The sequence below is a fragment of the Verrucomicrobiaceae bacterium genome, assembly GCA_016713035.1.
In the GTDB taxonomy this organism is placed as follows: domain Bacteria; phylum Verrucomicrobiota; class Verrucomicrobiia; order Verrucomicrobiales; family Verrucomicrobiaceae; genus Prosthecobacter.
This window is the reverse complement of sequence record JADJPW010000003.1, coordinates 351789-368598: the sequence shown is the minus strand read 5'-3', so window position 1 is coordinate 368598 and position 16810 is coordinate 351789. Positions and strand designations below refer to the sequence as shown.

General features: G+C 60.0%; 12 protein-coding genes. 6 read left to right on the top strand and 6 right to left on the bottom strand.

Translation table 11 applies throughout. From position 1 onward, the window contains the following. Positions 1–109: 109 nt before the first annotated feature. Entirely contained in the window at positions 110–1048 is a 939-nt protein-coding gene (locus IPK32_12515; GenBank protein ID MBK8092773.1) for a hypothetical protein, read from the top strand. Between the two features lie 616 nt (positions 1049–1664). Here the strand turns inward: IPK32_12515 and IPK32_12510 are convergent. Next, positions 1665–3248, bottom strand: coding sequence for a hypothetical protein (locus IPK32_12510; protein MBK8092772.1), 1584 nt, complete (start codon positions 3246–3248; stop codon positions 1665–1667). Positions 3249–3362: 114 nt separating this feature from the next. On the opposite strand from IPK32_12510, the gene moaA reads away from it, so the two are divergent. Then, a complete protein-coding gene (gene moaA, locus IPK32_12505; protein MBK8092771.1) occupies positions 3363–4361 on the top strand; it encodes a GTP 3',8-cyclase MoaA in 999 nt (332 codons plus the stop codon). Positions 4362–4693: 332 nt separating this feature from the next. Further along, entirely contained in the window at positions 4694–5932 is a 1239-nt protein-coding gene (locus IPK32_12500) for a transposase (protein ID MBK8092770.1), read from the top strand. A gap of 231 nt (positions 5933–6163) precedes the next feature. Here IPK32_12500 and IPK32_12495 read toward each other — a convergent pair whose 3' ends face one another. After that, positions 6164–8119 carry a type IIA DNA topoisomerase subunit B gene (locus IPK32_12495; GenBank protein MBK8092769.1) on the bottom strand — a complete coding sequence of 652 codons (1956 nt, stop codon included), beginning with the start codon at positions 8117–8119 and terminating at the stop codon, positions 6164–6166. Positions 8120–8301: 182 nt separating this feature from the next. Here IPK32_12495 and IPK32_12490 point away from each other — a divergent pair, with 182 nt between their 5' ends. Together IPK32_12490 and IPK32_12485 are read left to right on the top strand one after the other, a co-directional pair. Continuing rightward, positions 8302–10332 carry an acetylxylan esterase gene (locus IPK32_12490; protein MBK8092768.1) on the top strand — a complete coding sequence of 677 codons (2031 nt, stop codon included), beginning with the start codon at positions 8302–8304 and terminating at the stop codon, positions 10330–10332. A 177-nt stretch (positions 10333–10509) separates the two neighbouring features. Next, positions 10510–11484: a prolyl oligopeptidase family serine peptidase gene (locus IPK32_12485; protein MBK8092767.1), complete on the top strand. Its 975-nt coding sequence runs from the start codon at positions 10510–10512 to the stop codon at positions 11482–11484. A gap of 34 nt (positions 11485–11518) precedes the next feature. Here the strand turns inward: IPK32_12485 and IPK32_12480 are convergent, their stop codons facing one another. Genes IPK32_12480 through ppk2 form a run of 3 tightly spaced genes read right to left on the bottom strand, consistent with a single transcriptional unit; the run spans position 11519 to position 14077 of the window. Then, positions 11519–12160 (bottom strand): DUF47 family protein, encoded by a 642-nt coding sequence (locus IPK32_12480; GenBank protein MBK8092766.1) that lies wholly within the window; start codon positions 12158–12160, stop codon positions 11519–11521. A gap of 33 nt (positions 12161–12193) precedes the next feature. Continuing rightward, complete coding sequence (locus tag IPK32_12475; GenBank protein ID MBK8092765.1) at positions 12194–13237, bottom strand: inorganic phosphate transporter; 1044 nt, start codon at positions 13235–13237, stop codon at positions 12194–12196. Positions 13238–13249: 12 nt separating this feature from the next. Next, entirely contained in the window at positions 13250–14077 is an 828-nt protein-coding gene (ppk2, locus tag IPK32_12470) for a polyphosphate kinase 2 (protein ID MBK8092764.1), read from the bottom strand. A gap of 365 nt (positions 14078–14442) precedes the next feature. On the opposite strand from ppk2, the gene IPK32_12465 reads away from it, so the two are divergent. Further along, positions 14443–15468: an ornithine cyclodeaminase family protein gene (locus IPK32_12465; protein ID MBK8092763.1), complete on the top strand. Its 1026-nt coding sequence runs from the start codon at positions 14443–14445 to the stop codon at positions 15466–15468. Positions 15469–15502: 34 nt separating this feature from the next. Here IPK32_12465 and IPK32_12460 read toward each other — a convergent pair whose 3' ends face one another. After that, a complete protein-coding gene (locus tag IPK32_12460) occupies positions 15503–16738 on the bottom strand; it encodes a hypothetical protein (protein MBK8092762.1) in 1236 nt (411 codons plus the stop codon). Positions 16739–16810 lie beyond the last annotated feature (72 nt).

The following is a 16810-nucleotide window of genomic DNA, read 5'->3' as shown; positions in this document are numbered from 1 at the left end:
TCCTCCTCCTCCTCTTACTCCTCCTCTTCCTCCCGTTCGGGAGGCGCTGCAGCCGGGAGGAGGAGTAGGAGGAAGAGTAAGAGGAAGATGACCAAACCCAAGACGACCCATGGCCGCAAACCCGACCCCAACAAACCCCTCCGAGCTCCTGGCGGCTCTGATGGACATGGCGCGGGCTTGCGCGGCGCATGGCGATGCCATGGGCCTCAAGATCAACACGGGTCCGGTGATGGAGGCAGCCGTGAAACAGGCCCAGGACACCCAGGCGGAGGCGGGCCGCTGGAAGGCGGAGCGTGGGGCGGCGCGGCGGACCTTTCTGGAAGCCGATGCGGAGTCCAAACGCACGCTGGGGCGCTGCCGCCTGCGGCTGGTGATGTTTTACGGCCCCACCTTCAACGTGAATTGGGACGCGGCGGGTTTCCCCGACAGCAGCACGCAGGTGCCGGAGAGCCAGGACAAGCGGGCCGGGCTGCTCACTCGACTGGCGGGCTGGTTCGGCGCGAAGCCAGAGCTGGAAAGCGCGGACATGCAGGCCACCGCTGCCGCCTGCGCCGCCGCCCATGAGGCGCTGCGTGCCGCCCGCCGGGAGGTGCTCCGCACCGAGATCGGTCTGGCTGCCGCCGTGCAGGCGAAGGACGAGGCGCTGGAGCACCTGCGCACCCGCTATCGCAGCGTGATCAGCGAGCTGCATGTGCTGCTGGCCGAGGATGATGCACGCTGGCGACTCTTTGGCCTGAACGAGCCCGCAAAGCTCACCGCGCCCGATCCCGTACCCGCCGCGAAGGCCGAAAACTGCCCACCGGAGCCTGGCTGCTCACCTGGGAACGCGCCCGCCATGCCCGCCGCTACCGCGTGCAGATGCGGCGACCGGGTGCCGACTCCTGGGAGCATCTGCAAACCGTTCACAGCCTGGAGATCCTCTTGCAGGACCTCCCCCCCGACCTTCCCGCCCCAGCATTCCAAATCACCGCCGCCAACGACGCCGGCGAGGCCGCCCCCTGCGCGGTCACGCTGGTCTGAGTGCGGCTTTGCCTCAATGCCGCTGTAGCGCTTACGCACCCAAACTCGACGCTCCATCTCAAGACAGAGAACAGATGATCTCCAGCAGATTCAGGGAGGCCAACAGATTGGTTTCAAAAGGAATCTGCTGGCCTCCCTGAACCGGCTGGAAAATGAAGAGCCTCTAGATGCAGTTCCCGATTGCATGCGTAAGCCCTGCCGCCGCTGACCGACGCCGTCCGCGACCTCCACAACCTCGCACCGCAGTTGCTCCAGGCCACGAACCGGCGAAGCAAAGTAGCCCTCTCGCTCCGCGAGAGGAGCTCGCAGCGTCCGCGAGCAAGAGAGAGGCACGCATGACGGACAGGGTGGGAGATATGCCTCGCGTCCTAAGGTTTGGTGATTTTTTAACCGCTCATTTGACGCTGACCCGACGCTAATCCCAAACCAAATATCAGCGTTCAATGAGCGTCATATAAGCGGTTTAAATCCCCCATCTTCGTCTCATGAATTCACAAATCATGACGAAGCGAAGCCTAGCGAGAGCCTCGGGCTCCTCTTGCGGAGCAAGATGGCGACCCTGCTGGCGCAGTTTGGGCTGCCAGGAGGGTTTTCATTCGCTGGCCAGCGGCTCAGGGAGCGGTCGGAAAGATGAAGGCGCTCCCTCACCGCCGCTGCCCCACTCGCAGTGGCATGGAGAGGTGATCGAGCATGCTGCTGCCGCCGCCCAGCTTTGCCATCATCTCAATCATGCGCAGATCCGTGCTGGAGATGCCCTTCTGGGTGCTCATCCAGGCTCTCGCGGCGGCCTCATCCGTGCGCAGCCAGACCACCGCGATGTTGCTGAGAGCAGAGCTGCGCAGAGTCGTGTCGGGGATCGCGTTGACCTCAGCGATCGCTGCCGAAGGATCACTGCGAGCCAGCATGCGTGCATAGCCGACGATGCCCAGATCACGATCCGTCGAGTCTGGGAGCTTACTCAGCCACTCTTTCACCGCCGCAGGATCGTTCTTCGCCCATTCAGCACTCAGTTTGGACACACTCCGATCTCGACCAGTAGAATCTGGAAGCACCTCCAGCAGATCAATCGCCGCCGCGTAGTTGCCCTTGCGGATCAGACTATCGCTCATGGTATCCATTACCTTCGTTTTGAAGGTCCCCTCCGGCAGCTTCGCTAGCACCTGACCACGCTCCTCGGCGGTGTAGCCATCCGTGTTGAAAGAGAAATCGAACCTCACTTCTTCCAGCATCTTTTCATCCTTGATGCCATTCAAGTGATCCGCCGCAGCCAGTGGATCGTATTTGAACCAATCCGACCATGCGGCCTTGAAGGACTGCTGACGCACATCGTTGTCTGGAATGCTCTGCACATACTCCAGCGCTGCTTTTGGGTCCGTCTTGGACCAGGCGCCGACTGCTGCCGCCACGGCCTCCTGCCTCAGCTTGGGGTTCGTCTGCTCCAGCGCCCAATCAAAGGCAGCCTTTGCATCACGCTCGATCCAGCCATCCATCAGCGGACCGAGCAGACTGGTGCGGCGAGATCCGTCCGCGAACCGCATGGCCAGAGCCGCCGCCCGGACAGGCTCCTTCTGCGCCAACTTCGACAAGTCCGTCGCGAACGAGAACGAGGTAGATGAGTAATACCCCAGTATCTCCGGGTGCTGCAACGCATACTCAATCGCCTCCACCACGTCTTTTTTGCTCCAGGCAGACATTACCGCACTCTGCGCACCAGACCGCCGCCCACCGATCCCCATCGTCTGCACGAGTTCGAGTGCCGCTTTGGGATTCGTCTTCGCCAAAACACCCGCCACCGCCCCGGTGAGCGTCCCGCGAGTATCCAGCGGGTCCGCCAGCGCCGCCTTCCATGCCGCCTGCATGTCCTTCTGCGCCCACGCCTGATACAATATCGCACGCAGCGAGTCGCGTGTGCTGCTGCGCGGCTTTGTCACTAGCAAAGAGAGAGCCGACTTCAGCTCCTCCTCGCTCATGTTAGCCGCCTCCTTCTGAGCAGCCCTCGAATCATAATCCTCCAGAAAATCACTCACCCAATCCCCCAACTGCGCCACTGACCTCCTCGGAGCTGCCATACTCGATGCGGAAGCACCCACCTTCGCACGCTCAGTGGAGGATTCAGTCTTCTTCGCTACCGTCTCCGCTGTAGCAGACTCCGCCTGATTCGTGCGCAGCCCATAGCCCGCACCGAGACCGATCAACAGACACACCAATGGAATAAGGATGTTTTTCATGACGGCCCGGACGCTACCAAATCGCCCGGCGCGGCGTCAATCACGATTCCGCCGCCGCCTTGCCGTTTGACAACTGGGAACCGCGAACCGAGAACCGCGAACTCTTTCCCCCCTTTGCTCGACACCCACGGCCATCACATCAGCTACTTACGCGTCTCTGTCACCGACCGGTGCAATGAGAGATGCCGCTACTGCATGCCGGAGGAGGAACAGGCCTGGTTCCCGAAGGACGAGGTGCTCTCTTATGAAGAACTGCTCCGCGTGATCCGCGTCGGGGCCACGCTCGGCATTCATAAAATCCGCGTCACGGGTGGGGAGCCGCTCACACGGCCTGGGATCGAGGCGTTTTGTGCCGAAGTCGCCCGCGTGCCCGGCATCGGTGATCTCGGCATCTCGACGAACGGCACGCTGCTCGCCAAGAGCGATGCCGTAGGCTCCATGGCCGAAAAACTCGTCCGCGCCGGTGTGCGCAGCGCGAACATCTCGCTCGACTCACTCGATGCCGCCAGCTACCGCCGCAGCACGGGTCGCGATTTGCTCAGCAACGTGCTCGCGGGCATCGACGCGGCTTTGGACGCCGGGTTTGCCAGCATCCGACTGAACTGCGTGCTCATCAAAAACCAGACCGAGGCCGAGCTGCCCGCGCTGATCGACTTCGCCGCGCAAAAGGGCGTTTTGCTGCGCTTCATCGAGCTCATGCCCGTGAGCACCCAGGACATGCTCAGCGACGAAAACTTCCTCGCTACCGGCACGGCGCTGAAGCTCGTGGAAAAGCACTACGGCGCTCTCAAGGCGCTGCCCGACTTCAAAACGAACGGCCCCGCCACCTATTATGAAGTGCCTGGTCGCGATCAGCGCATCGGTTTCATCGGCGCGATGACGAACCTGCACTTCTGCGAGAGCTGCAACAAGCTCCGCCTCACCAGCGATGGCAAGCTACGCCCCTGCCTGGGCAGCTACCTGGAATTCGACCTGCGCACCGCGCTCCGTGCGCATTGCAGCGATGCCGAGCTCACCGCGCTCTTTGAAAACGTCGTCGCCCGCAAACCGAAGGAGCACGACTTCCGCCATAATTACCAGCCGAACCGCCGCATGATCGCCATCGGAGGGTGAGGGGAGGCAGAAGTGAGAAGTGAGAAGTGAGAAGTTAGAAGTGAGAAGTTAGAGGTGAGAAGTTAGAGGGAAGAGGATAGAGGAGAGAGGAGAGAGAACCACGGATGTGACGGATGAAGGCAATTGAGCCAACAGCTCGGCTACAGTCCGGTGCATCGGTGGAATCCGACTTATCCGTCCTATCCGTGGTTGCCTCTCCGTTCCCGCCCAACTGCGAACAGGGAACTGGGTGCGGGTTCAGGACATAGGTAACACAAATGGTTCAGGACATGGGTAACGCTCTGTCCCTTGGGGCAGCAGGCTAATGGATGCCTTGGCACACCACCGACATCATGAACCAGAGAACTCAATTCGCGCTTCGTGCGCTTCAGACAGACAACTTTCGCTGCCTCTGCCGCGAGTTCGGCATCAGCGCGAAAACCGGCTACAAATGGAAAAAGAACTTCCTGGCGGAAGGCCGGGCCGGACTCAGCGACGCCAGCCGGCGGCCACAAAGCAGTCCCAAGGCGCTGGATGAGGAGGAGATATTCCGCATCGTGAGCCTGCACAACGCGCACCGCTTCTGGGGTGCGCGCAAGCTGCGCGACATCTACGAGCGCAGTTGGGGCAGCGCACCCAGCGAGAGCAGCTTCAAGCGGGTGCTGCGCCGCTGCGGCCTGAGTCACGAGCGGCTCAAAAGACCCTCGAAGATGCCAGGCGGGCGCATTGCCCACGGACGCCGTGCCAGCGCCTGCAACGAAGTGTGGAGCGTGGACTTCAAAGGCTGGTGGAATGACGGTGCGGGGCGCAGCAATCCGCTCACCGTGCGCGACGAGTTTAGCCGTTTTGTGCTCGAATTGCGCCACCTGCCCAATGGGCGCACCGAGACGGTGCGGGACATCTTTGCCGAGCTCTTTGCCAACTATGGAATGCCACAAGCCATTCGCAGCGACAACGGCCCACCTTTTGCCAGCGCCAACGGCCTGTTGGGACTCTCAAGGCTCTCGGCATGGTGGCTGGCGCTGGGCATCGAGCTGGAGCGCTCACGTCCTGGCTGTCCGCAGGACAACGGAGCACACGAGCGGCTGCACAAGGACATCGCACGCGAGATCCAAGAGCTCTCCAGCAGCCGGGCTGTGAGCGATCCGGCACAGAGGCAGGCCATTTTTGACGTGTGGCGCGAGGAGTTCAACACGCAGCGTCCGCACGAAGCGCTGGGCCTGAAACGCCCCGCCGAGGTCTATGAGAAATCCGCCCGCAAGTGGGAGCAACCCGAGCCAGAGATCGAATATGAAGGCATGGAGACACGCAAAGTGGCCAGCACCGGGAAAATCAAATACGGCATGGTGAGCTACCTGGTGAGCATGGCCCTGAGAGAGCGGTATGTGGGACTCAAAACGCGCAGCGACGGAAGGCTCGAAGTGTACTACGCCAAAGTGCTGCTGGGGCACATGGACGAGCGCACAGAGAGCTTCCAAGCCATTGAGCAGCCCAGCGAGCAGAAAACCGAGAAGACCGGCGCACAAGCAGCGCGGGCCAGTCAACCGAGCGTATCGCAGACTCAGGGGGGGACGTTCCTGGGTGAGGCGTAGCCGAACCAAGGAACGTCCCCCCCTGAGTCTGCGATTACCCAACAAGCAGCGTAATCCCCCTATTGCTCACCCCTTACCCCTGAACTAAAACCGTAACCCTCCAGCTCCATGTGTTACCCATGTCCTGACCGCGCCACCGCGCCACCGCGCCACCGCGCCACCGCGCCCTGCGAACGGCGAACGGCGAACGGCGAACGGCGAACGGCGAACCGACAAATTACCCTTCCTCGCCTAGGCGGCGAGTTTGAATTCGGTGGCTTGGAGTTCGCCTTTGTCGTTGAATTCGAGGTCTTTTTCGATGCGGAGGTTGTCCACGATGTACACTTGGCGTTCGGGGGTGTTTTTGCCCATGTAGAAGGTGAGCATCTCTTTGACGGTCTTGTGCTCGCTGGGGATGGGGTTGCCCTGCTCATCGAGGGCGTGGTCGCGGATGGTGACGGGCTCCAGACGCATGTGGGGGCCGATGAAGTGCTTGAACTCGTCGGGGCTGATCTCTCCGAGGCCTTTGAAGCGGGTGATTTCGGCGTTTTTGCCGCAGAGGTGGATGGCGCGTTGGCGCTCCTCGTCGCTGTAGCAGTAGAAGGTGTCTTTTTTGTTCCGCACGCGGAAGAGCGGCGTCTGAAGGATGTAGAGGTGGCCTTTGCGGACGAGCTCGGGGAAGAACTGCAAAAAGAAGGTGATCATCAGCAGGCGGATGTGCATGCCGTCCACGTCGGCATCGGTGGCGAGCACGATGCGGTTGTAGCGGAGCTCTTCGAGGTCCTCCTCAATCTGGAGGGCATTGGCGAGGAGGTAGAACTCCTCGTTCTCATACACGACTTTGCGTGTGAGGCCGTAGCAGTTGAGGGGCTTGCCACGGAGGGAGAAGACGCCCTGCGTTTCGACGTCGCGGCTTTTGGTGATGCTGCCGGAGGCGCTATCACCCTCGGTGATGAAGAGGGTGCTGTCGTCACGGCGCTTGTCTTTGGTGTCAAAGTGGACGCGGCAGTCGCGGAGCTTCTTGTTGCAGACCTTGGCCTTGCGGGCGTTTTCGCGGGCGGCTTTCTGGATGCCGCTGATTTCTTTGCGCTCCTTTTCGTTGGCGTTGATCTTTTCCTGGAGTGCTTTGGCGACGTCGGCGTGTTTGTGGAGGAAGTTATCGAGCTGGGTGACGACGGTGTTGAGGATGTGGGTGCGGAGGTTGCGCCCATTGGGCTCCATGTGGGTGGAGCCGAGCTTGGTCTTGGTCTGGGACTCAAAGACGGGCTCCTGCACCTTCACGCTGATGGCGGCGACGATGCTGCCGCGCACATCGGCGGGCTCGAACTGCTTTTTGAAGAACTCGCGGCACTCCTGGACGATGGCTTCACGGAAGGCGGCGATGTGGGTGCCGCCCTGGGTGGTGTTTTGGCCATTGACGAAGCTGTAGTACTCCTCGCCGTAGCCGGTGCCGTGGGTGAAGGCGATTTCGACGTCTTTGCCGGCGATGTGGATGATGGGATACTGCGGCTGCTCAGTCAGCTTCGTGCGGATGAGGTCCATGAGGCCGTCCTTGGACTTGAACTTCTCTTCTCCGGCATGGGTGCGCAGGACGAGGGTGAGGCCGGGATTGAGCCATGCGTAGAAGCGGAGCATCTCACGGACGAAATCGACGCGGTAGTGGGTGTCCTCGGCAAAGGTCTCTGCATCGGCGCGGAAGGAGATGCGGGTGCCATTGGGCTCGGTGCAGGGCTTGGGCTTGCCCATGTCGTATTGGACGAGTCCCTGGCTGAATTCGATGCTGCGGGTCTGGTTTTCGCGCACGGCCTGGATTTCAAAGAACTCGGAGAGGGCATTGACGGCTTTGATACCGACGCCGTTGAGGCCGACGGAGCGCTTGAAGGCCTCGCTATCATATTTGGCACCGGTGTTGATCTGCGCGGCGCATTCGAGCAGCTTGCCCAGGGGGATGCCGCGTCCGTAGTCACGCACGGTGACGAGCTGGTCCTCGGCGATCTCGATATCGATGGTGTTGCCGAAGCCCATGACGTGCTCGTCGATGCAGTTGTCGATGACTTCTTTGAGCAGGACGTAGATGCCATCCTCGGGCAGGGAGCCATCCCCGAGCTTGCCGATGTACATGCCGGGGCGGAGGCGGATGTGCTCACGCCAGTCGAGGGATTTGATGCTGTCTTCCGTGTAGTTATGAGCGGGGGCAGGGGCGGCCATGGAGTGATTTCAGCGGTTGGAATTCTGCGAAGTGATGGTGGAAAGGCGGAGATGGCAGATGGGGCAGGGGGAGTCAAGCAGCGGACGGGCGTGAACAGTATCATGGATGCGCGGAGGGAGTGCGTTTTGCCCCAGTGCGGAGAAATGCCAGATCGGGGGAGGGGTGGGCGTTTCCTGGAGGCATGCGCTTTTTATTGCTCTCTCTTTTTGTCGCCTCGGTGGCTGCTGCGAAGTCGCCCTATCCTGAAAAAACACCGGAAACGCCGGGGAATAAGCTGCTGGACCGCTATTTCGCGGGAGAGGCACGCACATTGGCCGAAAGTGGTGGCCTGAGCGCGATCCAGAGTGCGGAGGACTGGAAGGCGAAGGCTCCTGAGTATCGCCGCCAATTGGCCGAGATGCTGGGGCTCGATCCGATGCCGGAAAAGACGGAACTGAAGGCCGTGAAGACTGGTGAGCTGAAAGGCGAGGGCTTTGTGGTGGAAAAGATGCACTTTCAGTCGATGCCGGGGCTGTATGTGACAGCGAATCTCTATCTGTCGGCCAAGGTGGAGAAGCCGCTGCCGACGATCCTCTATGTCTGTGGCCATGCGAACGTGATGGAGAACGGCATCAGCCTGGGGAACAAGACGGGCTACGAGCATCATGGCGTGTGGTTCGCGAAGCATGGCTACGCCTGCCTGATCATCGACACGGTGCAGCTCGGTGAGATCCGTGGTGAGCATCACGGCACCTATAGCAAGGGCCGCTGGTGGTGGTATTCACGCGGATACACGCCTGCGGGGCTGGAGGCCTGGAGCTGCATCCGTGCACTGGATTATCTAGAGACTCGCCCAGAGGTGGACAAGACCCGCTTTGGCGTGACGGGCCGCAGCGGCGGCGGTGCCTATTCATGGTGGATCACCGCGCTGGATGAGCGGATCAAGGCGAGTGCGCCGACGGCCGGCGTGACCGATTTGCAGAATCAAGTCATCGACGGCTGTGTGGAGGGGCACTGCGACTGCATGTTCTTCGTGAACACGTATCGCTGGGATTTCTCACGTCTCGTGGCTCTGGCGGCTCCGCGGGCATTGCTGGTCGTGAATACGGATAAGGATACGATTTTTCCGATCGATGGCGTGTTCCGCATCTTCAGCGATGTGCGCCGTGTGTATGAGCTGCTGGGTGCAGAGGCCAAGCTGGGCCTGCAAGTGGGCGAAGGACCGCATAAAGATTACCAGACGATCAATATGGGGGCTTTTCACTGGTTCGAGCGTCATCTCAAAGGGGCAGATCCGATGCAGATCCTCGATGGAGCCCCGAAATCGCTCACGAAGGCCGATTTACGCGTTTTGACCGAGATCCCGAAGGATGAGAAAAACACGACGGCGGACGAGATTTTCGTCCCGATGGCCAAAACGCCCGATATGCCGACGAATGAGGCGGATTTCACCAAACTGAGCGATGGCTGGAAAAAGGCGCTGAGTGAAAAAGTCTTCGGCGGATGGCCCAAAGAGATCGCCAGCGTGAATCCGCAGAAGGAAGGCAGTGTCGAGCGGGATGGCATCCGCATGAGCGTTTTCGACTTCGAGAGTCAGTCGCCTTATCGACTGCGGATCTACCTCACGCATCGTGAGGGGCTGCGGTTGGAGGATTTGGAGCTCGTAGCACTCAATGTGCTGGATGAGGAAGGCTGGGAGAGCTTTACCCGCACCTACAATTCCCGCTTTGCGAAGATGATTGAGACCTTCCCCGGCACGCCGGTGGATGAAAAGGCCTTCGAGAGTGAGAAAAAGATGTTTGATACCTTCAAATGGGGCATGGCCTACGTCTGCCCACGTGGAGTGGGTGCCACGGCTTGGACTGGCAGTGAAAAGGCGCAGACGCAGCGCCTGCGCCGCTTTTACCTCCTGGGCCAGACGGTGGATGGCATGCGTAGCTGGGACATCCGCCGTGCCATCCAGAGCCTGCGGGCGTTGGGCGGACTCAGTGAGACGAAGCTGTGGGTGCAGGCGCATCGCGATATGGCTGTGGATGCACTGTATGCTTCCCTCTTTGAAGAAAACATCACCCGCCTGGATCTGCATGATCTGCCGGTGACGCATCAGGGCAGTGTCAAAGATAGCCAGAGTGCTGCCCCCCGCGATGCTGAACGTGCTGAAGTATCTGGACCTGCCTCAGGCGGTGGCCCTGGCGGCGCAGAAGAGCAAAGTCGTCATCTACGCGAACGATAAAGCCGCCTGGGACTGGCCCGCGACGACGCTGAAGAACCTAGGCAAAGAAAAGCAGCTCCAAATCAGAGAGCCGGTGAAGGAGTAGTTGCAGTGGCAGCACCGCAATGCTGGCAAATAATGGCGATGGAGAGCCGTTCATGCTTCTGCATGATTCGATCACTCCTTTTCTTCCTTGGCATGTCTCTCTCTGCAATCGCTCAAAATTGGCCATCCCAGGTCGTGCAGGTCGGTATCCCGGCCAGTGATGGTGCGACGCAGCAGGCGATGTGGTTCGCACCGGATGTGGCAGAGAAAAAGCCGCTGCTCGTCGGTCTGCACACCTGGAGCAGTGATTTCAAATCTGCGGGTGGAGATGCGGTGTATGCGGAGTGGGCGATCTCGCAGGGATGGGCGTTCGTGCATCCAGATTTCCGTGGGCCGAACTGGACGCCTGCGGCGCTAGGCAGTGATCGAGCGGTGCAGGATGTGGTAGAGGCCGTGGCGTGGGCAAAAAAGCAGACAGCAGTGGATGATGCACGCATCTACCTCATCGGTGTGAGTGGTGGTGGTCACATGGCGATGCAGATGGCGGGCCGTCATCCTGAGATATGGGCCGGAGTCAGTGCATGGTGCGGCATCGGAGATGTGGGGCGGTGGTTTCATGAGCATACCAAGGCGGGAAAGAGCGACCGGTATGCGCAAAACATCATCGCAGCTCTGGGCAAGGCCCCCGCGATGGATGATGCGGAGGCCTGGCGTCGCTCACCGGAGAGCTGCCTAGCGAAAGCGGCCACAGTGCCGCTAGACATCGCGCATGGTATTCACGATGGCCGCATAGGCAGTGTGCCGTTCGAGCATTCACTGCGGGCATTCAATGCGGTGGCGCAGCCCGCGCTGCGGCTGGATGCGGGGAGTATCGCGAGCTACTATGCCACGCAGACACGCCCTGCTGAGTGGGCGGCACCTGCTCCAGAGGCGGTCTATGGGCTCAAAACACCGCTTTTCCGTGCGATGAGCGGCCATGCGCGTGTGACGATCTTTGAGGGCGGGCATGAGATCGTGCATCAAGCCGCGCTGAACTGGCTCGCAAAGCAGCGCAAGGGACAGCCTGCCATCTGGGAGGTGAAGGAATTCATCCCCATCGGCACTGAGCGCAGTGCGAGTGGGAAGTGATGTAATGTGATGTGATGCGGAGCGCTGGCGGTGATCACACCAGCTTCACCAGAATGTCCTGCAAACTAGAGCCTGCGGCGGAGACACGATCTGCGGCATTGGAGAGGTGGCGGTAGATTTCGCGGCGCTTGAACATGTTGAGATAGTCGGTGCCTTGGAAAAGGACCGAGAGGGCGCGGCGGTAGGATTTTTCAGTGCGGCGCTCGGCTTTGCGAGCGAGGTCTGCATCTGGGCCCGCGCTGAGGGGCTGGTGGGCGAGCTTGGCAAAACCCGCTGCGAGTGCCTGTGCTCCCTCGTGGATGTGCATGGCGGCCTCCAGCGTGTGCTGATCGGGTGTGACGCCGAGTATCTCCATCTCGCGGATGGTGGTCTTGCAGTAGTTCGTCACATCATCGAGCGCGAGGAGAGCGCGGTAGATATCCTCTCTGTCCATGGGCGTGGCGAAGGCTTCATTGAGGATGATGAGGTTTTGCACTTTCAGATCATCTTGATCATGCTCGTCTTGGACGATGCGGGCGGCGATGCTGGGTGCATTCGTCTCCATAAAGTCCACCAGCAGACCCGTGGTGGCCGCGACGAGGCGGCTCTGCTCCGTGAGGATGGCATAGAAATCTGGCATCTTCGGGAACAGGCGGGCTCGCAGGCGCTGGAAGATGGAGGGGTAGGGAGTTTCCATGACGTTGGTGAGAGTGCGTGAGGTTTAGAATAATCAATGAAACAGGCCGATGGCGGCGTGGAAGACGGCTCCGATGCTCACCGCCATGATGCCAGCACCAGGGATGGTGATGAGCCATGTGAAGGCGATCTCGATGGCCTTATTCCAGCGCACGGCACGGGGCCTCTCGGCTGCGCCGATGCCCATGATGGAGGTCGTGACGACGTGGGTGGTGGATACAGGTGCTCCGATGAGGGATGCACCCAGAATGACCACGGCGGAGGTGAGCTGTGAATCTAGTGCATGCAGTGGGCGCACACGGTAGATGGCAAAGCCCAGTGTGCGCACGATGCGCCAGCCACCACTGAGCACGCCCACGGTCAGAGCGAGCGAGCAGGCCAGTGCGACCCAGAAAGGCACGACGAAGGCATTTTGAAAGCCTGCCAGCACGAGGATGAGGGTGATGATGCCCATGCTCTTCTGCGCATCATTGGCACCGTGAGAGAAAGCGAGTGCGATGGATGTCAGATACTGTGAGCGGCGCAGATGGCGATTCGCACGCGGCGTGGCCCGGGAGAGGAGCCTGAGCATGAGCTTCTGAATCAAATAACCGATGAGGAATCCGACGATGGGGGAGAGCAGTAGGGCGAGTAGCACCTTCATCACGCCATGCACACGTCCGTGCATCATTTCTCCAAAGCCCCAAACCACATGACTGCCACCTACGGAGGCCGCGACGGCTCCGATGAGCCCACCAACGAGTGCGTGGGAGGACGAGGAGGGGAGCCCCTTCCACCAAGTGACCAGATTCCAGCACAGAGCACCTGTGACGCCGGAAAGGACGATTTTCACCGCCTGGAGAGGATCGACCGCAGAGAGATCAATGAAGGAGCCAATGGTGTTTGCCACGGCGGTGCCGCCGAGGATGGGACCGAGGAACTCAAAGACACCGACGATGATCACGGCAGAGACGGGCGTCATCGCTCGGGAGGCGATGACGGTCGCGATGATGTTGGCCGCATCGTGGAAGCCGTTCGAGCAGTCAAAGACAAGCACGAGCAAGATCGCCAGAGTCGCGAAAAGCGTGAGTGTGTCCACGATGGAGGGAAATCAATCCAGCGTGCTGGTAGCACGGTGGAAGCGAGTGATCACATTGGGGTCTGGTGTGAGATTGACCTGCGGCGTGGTTTCTTTCGCGTAATAGGGCAGCGAATTGAGCACATGGCGGATGCTTTCGAGGCGGGCCTTCTTTTTATTGTTCGCACGCACGATGACCCAGGGACTGAAGGAGGTGTGCGTTTTGCTGAACATCTGCTCTTTGAAATGGGTGTAGCGGTCCCATTGCTCCTGGGCCTTCATGTCGATGGGGCTGAGCTTCCACTGCTTCAGCGGATTATGCCTGCGGGACTCAAAGCGGCGTAGCTGCTCTTCTTTGGAAATGGAGAACCAGAATTTAATGATCGTGACGCCGTCCTCATAGAGCATGTGCTCAAACTCTGGCACCTGCTGGAGGAAGCGGTCATAATCCCGATCTGAGCAGAATCCGTTCACCGGCTCGACGACGGAACGATTGTACCAACTACGGTCGAAAAAGACGATCTCGCCCGCATTTGGGAGCTGCCGCACGTAACGCTGGAAATACCACTGGCCGCGCTCCTGATCGGTGGGCTTTGGTAGGGCGACGACACGCATGGCGCGGGGATTGAGATGCTCGGTGAAGCGGCGGATGGAGCCGCCTTTGCCTGCCGCGTCACGGCCCTCGAAGAGGCTGGCGATGCGTTTGCCTTTCTCTTGCACCCAGCGCTGGAGGCGGACGAGCTCCACCTGGAGACGCTCTAGTTCCTCTTCATAGCGCAGTGTCTCCACGACGGAGCTGGTCTTGATCTTGTTGTTCTTGAGGAGCTGGATGATGCCGTCGCGGGTGTTGATGCGGCGCATGTCCTCATTTGAGATTTGGAAGTCCGTTTCGCCGAGGCGTTTCTTTTCCTCTGCTACAGGGGCTGGCCTTGGTGGGGGAGTGGGCGCTGCCGGAGGATGGGTGCCATTAGCAGCTCGCACGGCGGCAGGCTGAGAGGGTTGGCGACGTGGGGAGGTAAGAGAGGTGCGTTTGACGGCCATAGGCAGCAGGGTGGTTGAATGAAACAGAAGAGTAACATTTCTTCCTGATAGAGCCAGTTGCCCCTGCATGCGGGTATTGGCGGGCACTGTGCGCGGATTGCCCCTGCTGGTGACGGCAACATTCAGTCCACATTTCCCAAGCACGGCGCGGCTGCTTGCCGCGAGAGATGTCATGCTGCTAGTCTATGAAACAGATCGAGATTACGTTACTGTCCCAGCAAGACATCATCAGCCTAAATCTTCAGCTGGAGGATGTGTTAGGAGTGGTCGAGCAGGCGATGAAGGAGCACTCTGCTGGCTCCTATGAAATGCATCCCAAAATCGGCGTCCACCCCACCGGCACGGATCCAGATAATTTCATTCACGCCATGCCCGCGTACCTCAAGCAGCTCGGGGCCTGTGGATTGAAATGGGTCGGCGGTTTTGCCAAAAATCCACCTCTAGGCCTGCCAAACGTCACCGGCATTCAGATCTGCAACGACGTGGATACCGGCATCCCGCTGGCTGTGATGGATTGCGCCTATCTCACAGGTTTGCGCACGGCGGCGGTGAGCACCGTCATCGCTCGTCGCTGTGCCCGTAAGGACAGCACCGAGCTGGCTCTCCTGGGCTGCGGATTCCAGGGCGGTATGCATTTGAGATTCCTCCTCCAGGCCTTGCCGAGCATCCGCCGCGTGCGTCTCTATGATGTGCGTGCAGGTGCCGCTGCAGAGCTGGCCGCTCGGACACGTCAGAGCACTAATTTTGCAGGAGAGATCGTCCCCTGTGAGTCTGCGCAGGCCGCACTGGAGGGGGCTGACGTCATTTCCACCTGTACCAATGGTGATGAGCAGATCATCCGCCCAGAGTGGTTCAAGGCGGGAGCATTCGGCGTCGGTATCGAAGGCGGCTGCGCTTACACGGCTGAGGCACTGCATCAGGCGGACAAATTCATCGTCGATGATGTGCCCCTGGTGGAGTACTTCCAAAAAATCTCTCTAGGGCGGAAAAATGACCGAGGGGAGGAGAATCCAGAATTCCCCGGCGGCATCCCACCAGTGTACTCCACGATCGGCGACATCGTGGCGGGCAAAAAGGGTGGTCGTGACCATGCACAGGAGCGGATCATCGCCATCCCCATCGGCATGGCGATCTGTGACATCGCTCTGGGGCATCTCACCCTGACTCGTGCACGCGAAAAAGGCGTGGGTCAGTCCTTCAAGTTGAGTTAAAAGATGCTCCTTCTGTCGCGATCGACTCTCCCCATCAACTCATCAGCCCTCGGATGTCGATGAGGTGGAGCTGGCGGCCTTTGTCGCCGTCTGGAGCGTCGATGCAGACGAGTTTTTCATCACGGCTGCTACGTGGGTGGCAGTCCACACGCCATTCGCCTTTGTAATCTGGTGGCTGTGGGAAGTGGCCGAGGTCGATGCGCTTGTTCGTCGCGATGTGATAAAGATGCGGCGTCTGGATGCGGCGGATGCCTTTGGGGTAGGTGTCGTTGAGGATCCACTCGTTGTTCTTCAGATAGGTGAGGTGGCCGCCGCCATCGAGTACGCCGTGGCCGATCTCGGCGACGATGCCGCTGTCGCGGTCCTCAAACAGGAAATCGCCCCATTCCTGATTCCCGAGCCAGCCTTTCCCCTGCGAGAGGATGTGGTTGGCATCACGCCAGATGAAGTGGGAGGCATAGCCGTTCGGGATCACGATGCGTAGGTCGCTGCCATCCATGTTCGCGGTGATGAGGCGTGTGAGATGGCCGCCTTTGGGCTGTGTCCAGCGGTGCAGCATGATGAAGCGCTTCCCATCCGGCCCGACGAGCAAGTGGTAGGCGTGGTGCTTCGAGGTCGGGTGGTTTTCAATGACGACACCGGTTTTGGAGAGTAGCTCGTGGCTGACGATGAGCTTCTCCGCACCGGTCTCGATATTGACATGCGTGACACCACTGCCTGTGGGAGCCATTTCATCGAAAAATCGGTCCCGGATGCCCGCGTAGCCATATCCTGGCCTACAATCCGCCACGCGTGAAAAATCACAGCTTACGGCTTCGTTGCCATTCGGGCTCAAAGCATAGATGGGGGCCGGAATGGTGTGTTTTTCGCCCGTTTTGACATCCAGGATGTGACTGACGAAGCGGTCCTTTTCGCGGTCATTCCAGATCACTTTGCTTTCCGTGCCAGGGATCCACTGGAGCATGCAGCCCTGCTGCCAATTCCATGCGTTGGATTTGCCCAGTGGGATCCAGCGGTCCTTTTCATGCAGATCGACCATACCCACCTCGATCACATCCTCTGCCGTGGGTGAGCGGTGCTCGAAATGGACTCGATTGCTCAGGACAAAGCGGTTGTCTGGTGAGAACTGGAGCTTGTCATAATACGCGAACCAATGGAAGCCCGGTCCACGCGTGATGACCCGCGTGGGCGGGAAGGAGGGCGTTTCCTGCCCACAGGCGGCAAAGGGTGTCAGTGTGAGCGAGGAAAGGATTTGGCGGCGAGTGGGCATGACGATGAGTGATTTCAAAACGACCGCAGTGATCGCTTCTCGCAGGATGCGACTTTCCGTAGTTGCTCGATA

Coding starts and splice junctions, on each gene's coding strand:
- IPK32_12515 (MBK8092773.1), top strand. CDS start 110: ATGGCCGCAAACCCGACCCCAACAAACCCCTCCGAGCTCCTGGCGGCT.
- IPK32_12510 (MBK8092772.1), bottom strand. CDS start 3,248: ATGAAAAACATCCTTATTCCATTGGTGTGTCTGTTGATCGGTCTCGGT.
- IPK32_12500 (MBK8092770.1), top strand. CDS start 4,694: ATGAACCAGAGAACTCAATTCGCGCTTCGTGCGCTTCAGACAGACAAC.
- IPK32_12495 (MBK8092769.1), bottom strand. CDS start 8,119: ATGGCCGCCCCTGCCCCCGCTCATAACTACACGGAAGACAGCATCAAA.
- IPK32_12490 (MBK8092768.1), top strand. CDS start 8,302: ATGCGCTTTTTATTGCTCTCTCTTTTTGTCGCCTCGGTGGCTGCTGCG.
- IPK32_12485 (MBK8092767.1), top strand. CDS start 10,510: ATGTCTCTCTCTGCAATCGCTCAAAATTGGCCATCCCAGGTCGTGCAG.
- IPK32_12480 (MBK8092766.1), bottom strand. CDS start 12,160: ATGGAAACTCCCTACCCCTCCATCTTCCAGCGCCTGCGAGCCCGCCTG.
- ppk2 (MBK8092764.1), bottom strand. CDS start 14,077: ATGCGCCGCATCAACACCCGCGACGGCATCATCCAGCTCCTCAAGAAC.
- IPK32_12465 (MBK8092763.1), top strand. CDS start 14,443: ATGAAACAGATCGAGATTACGTTACTGTCCCAGCAAGACATCATCAGC.
- IPK32_12460 (MBK8092762.1), bottom strand. CDS start 16,738: ATGCCCACTCGCCGCCAAATCCTTTCCTCGCTCACACTGACACCCTTT.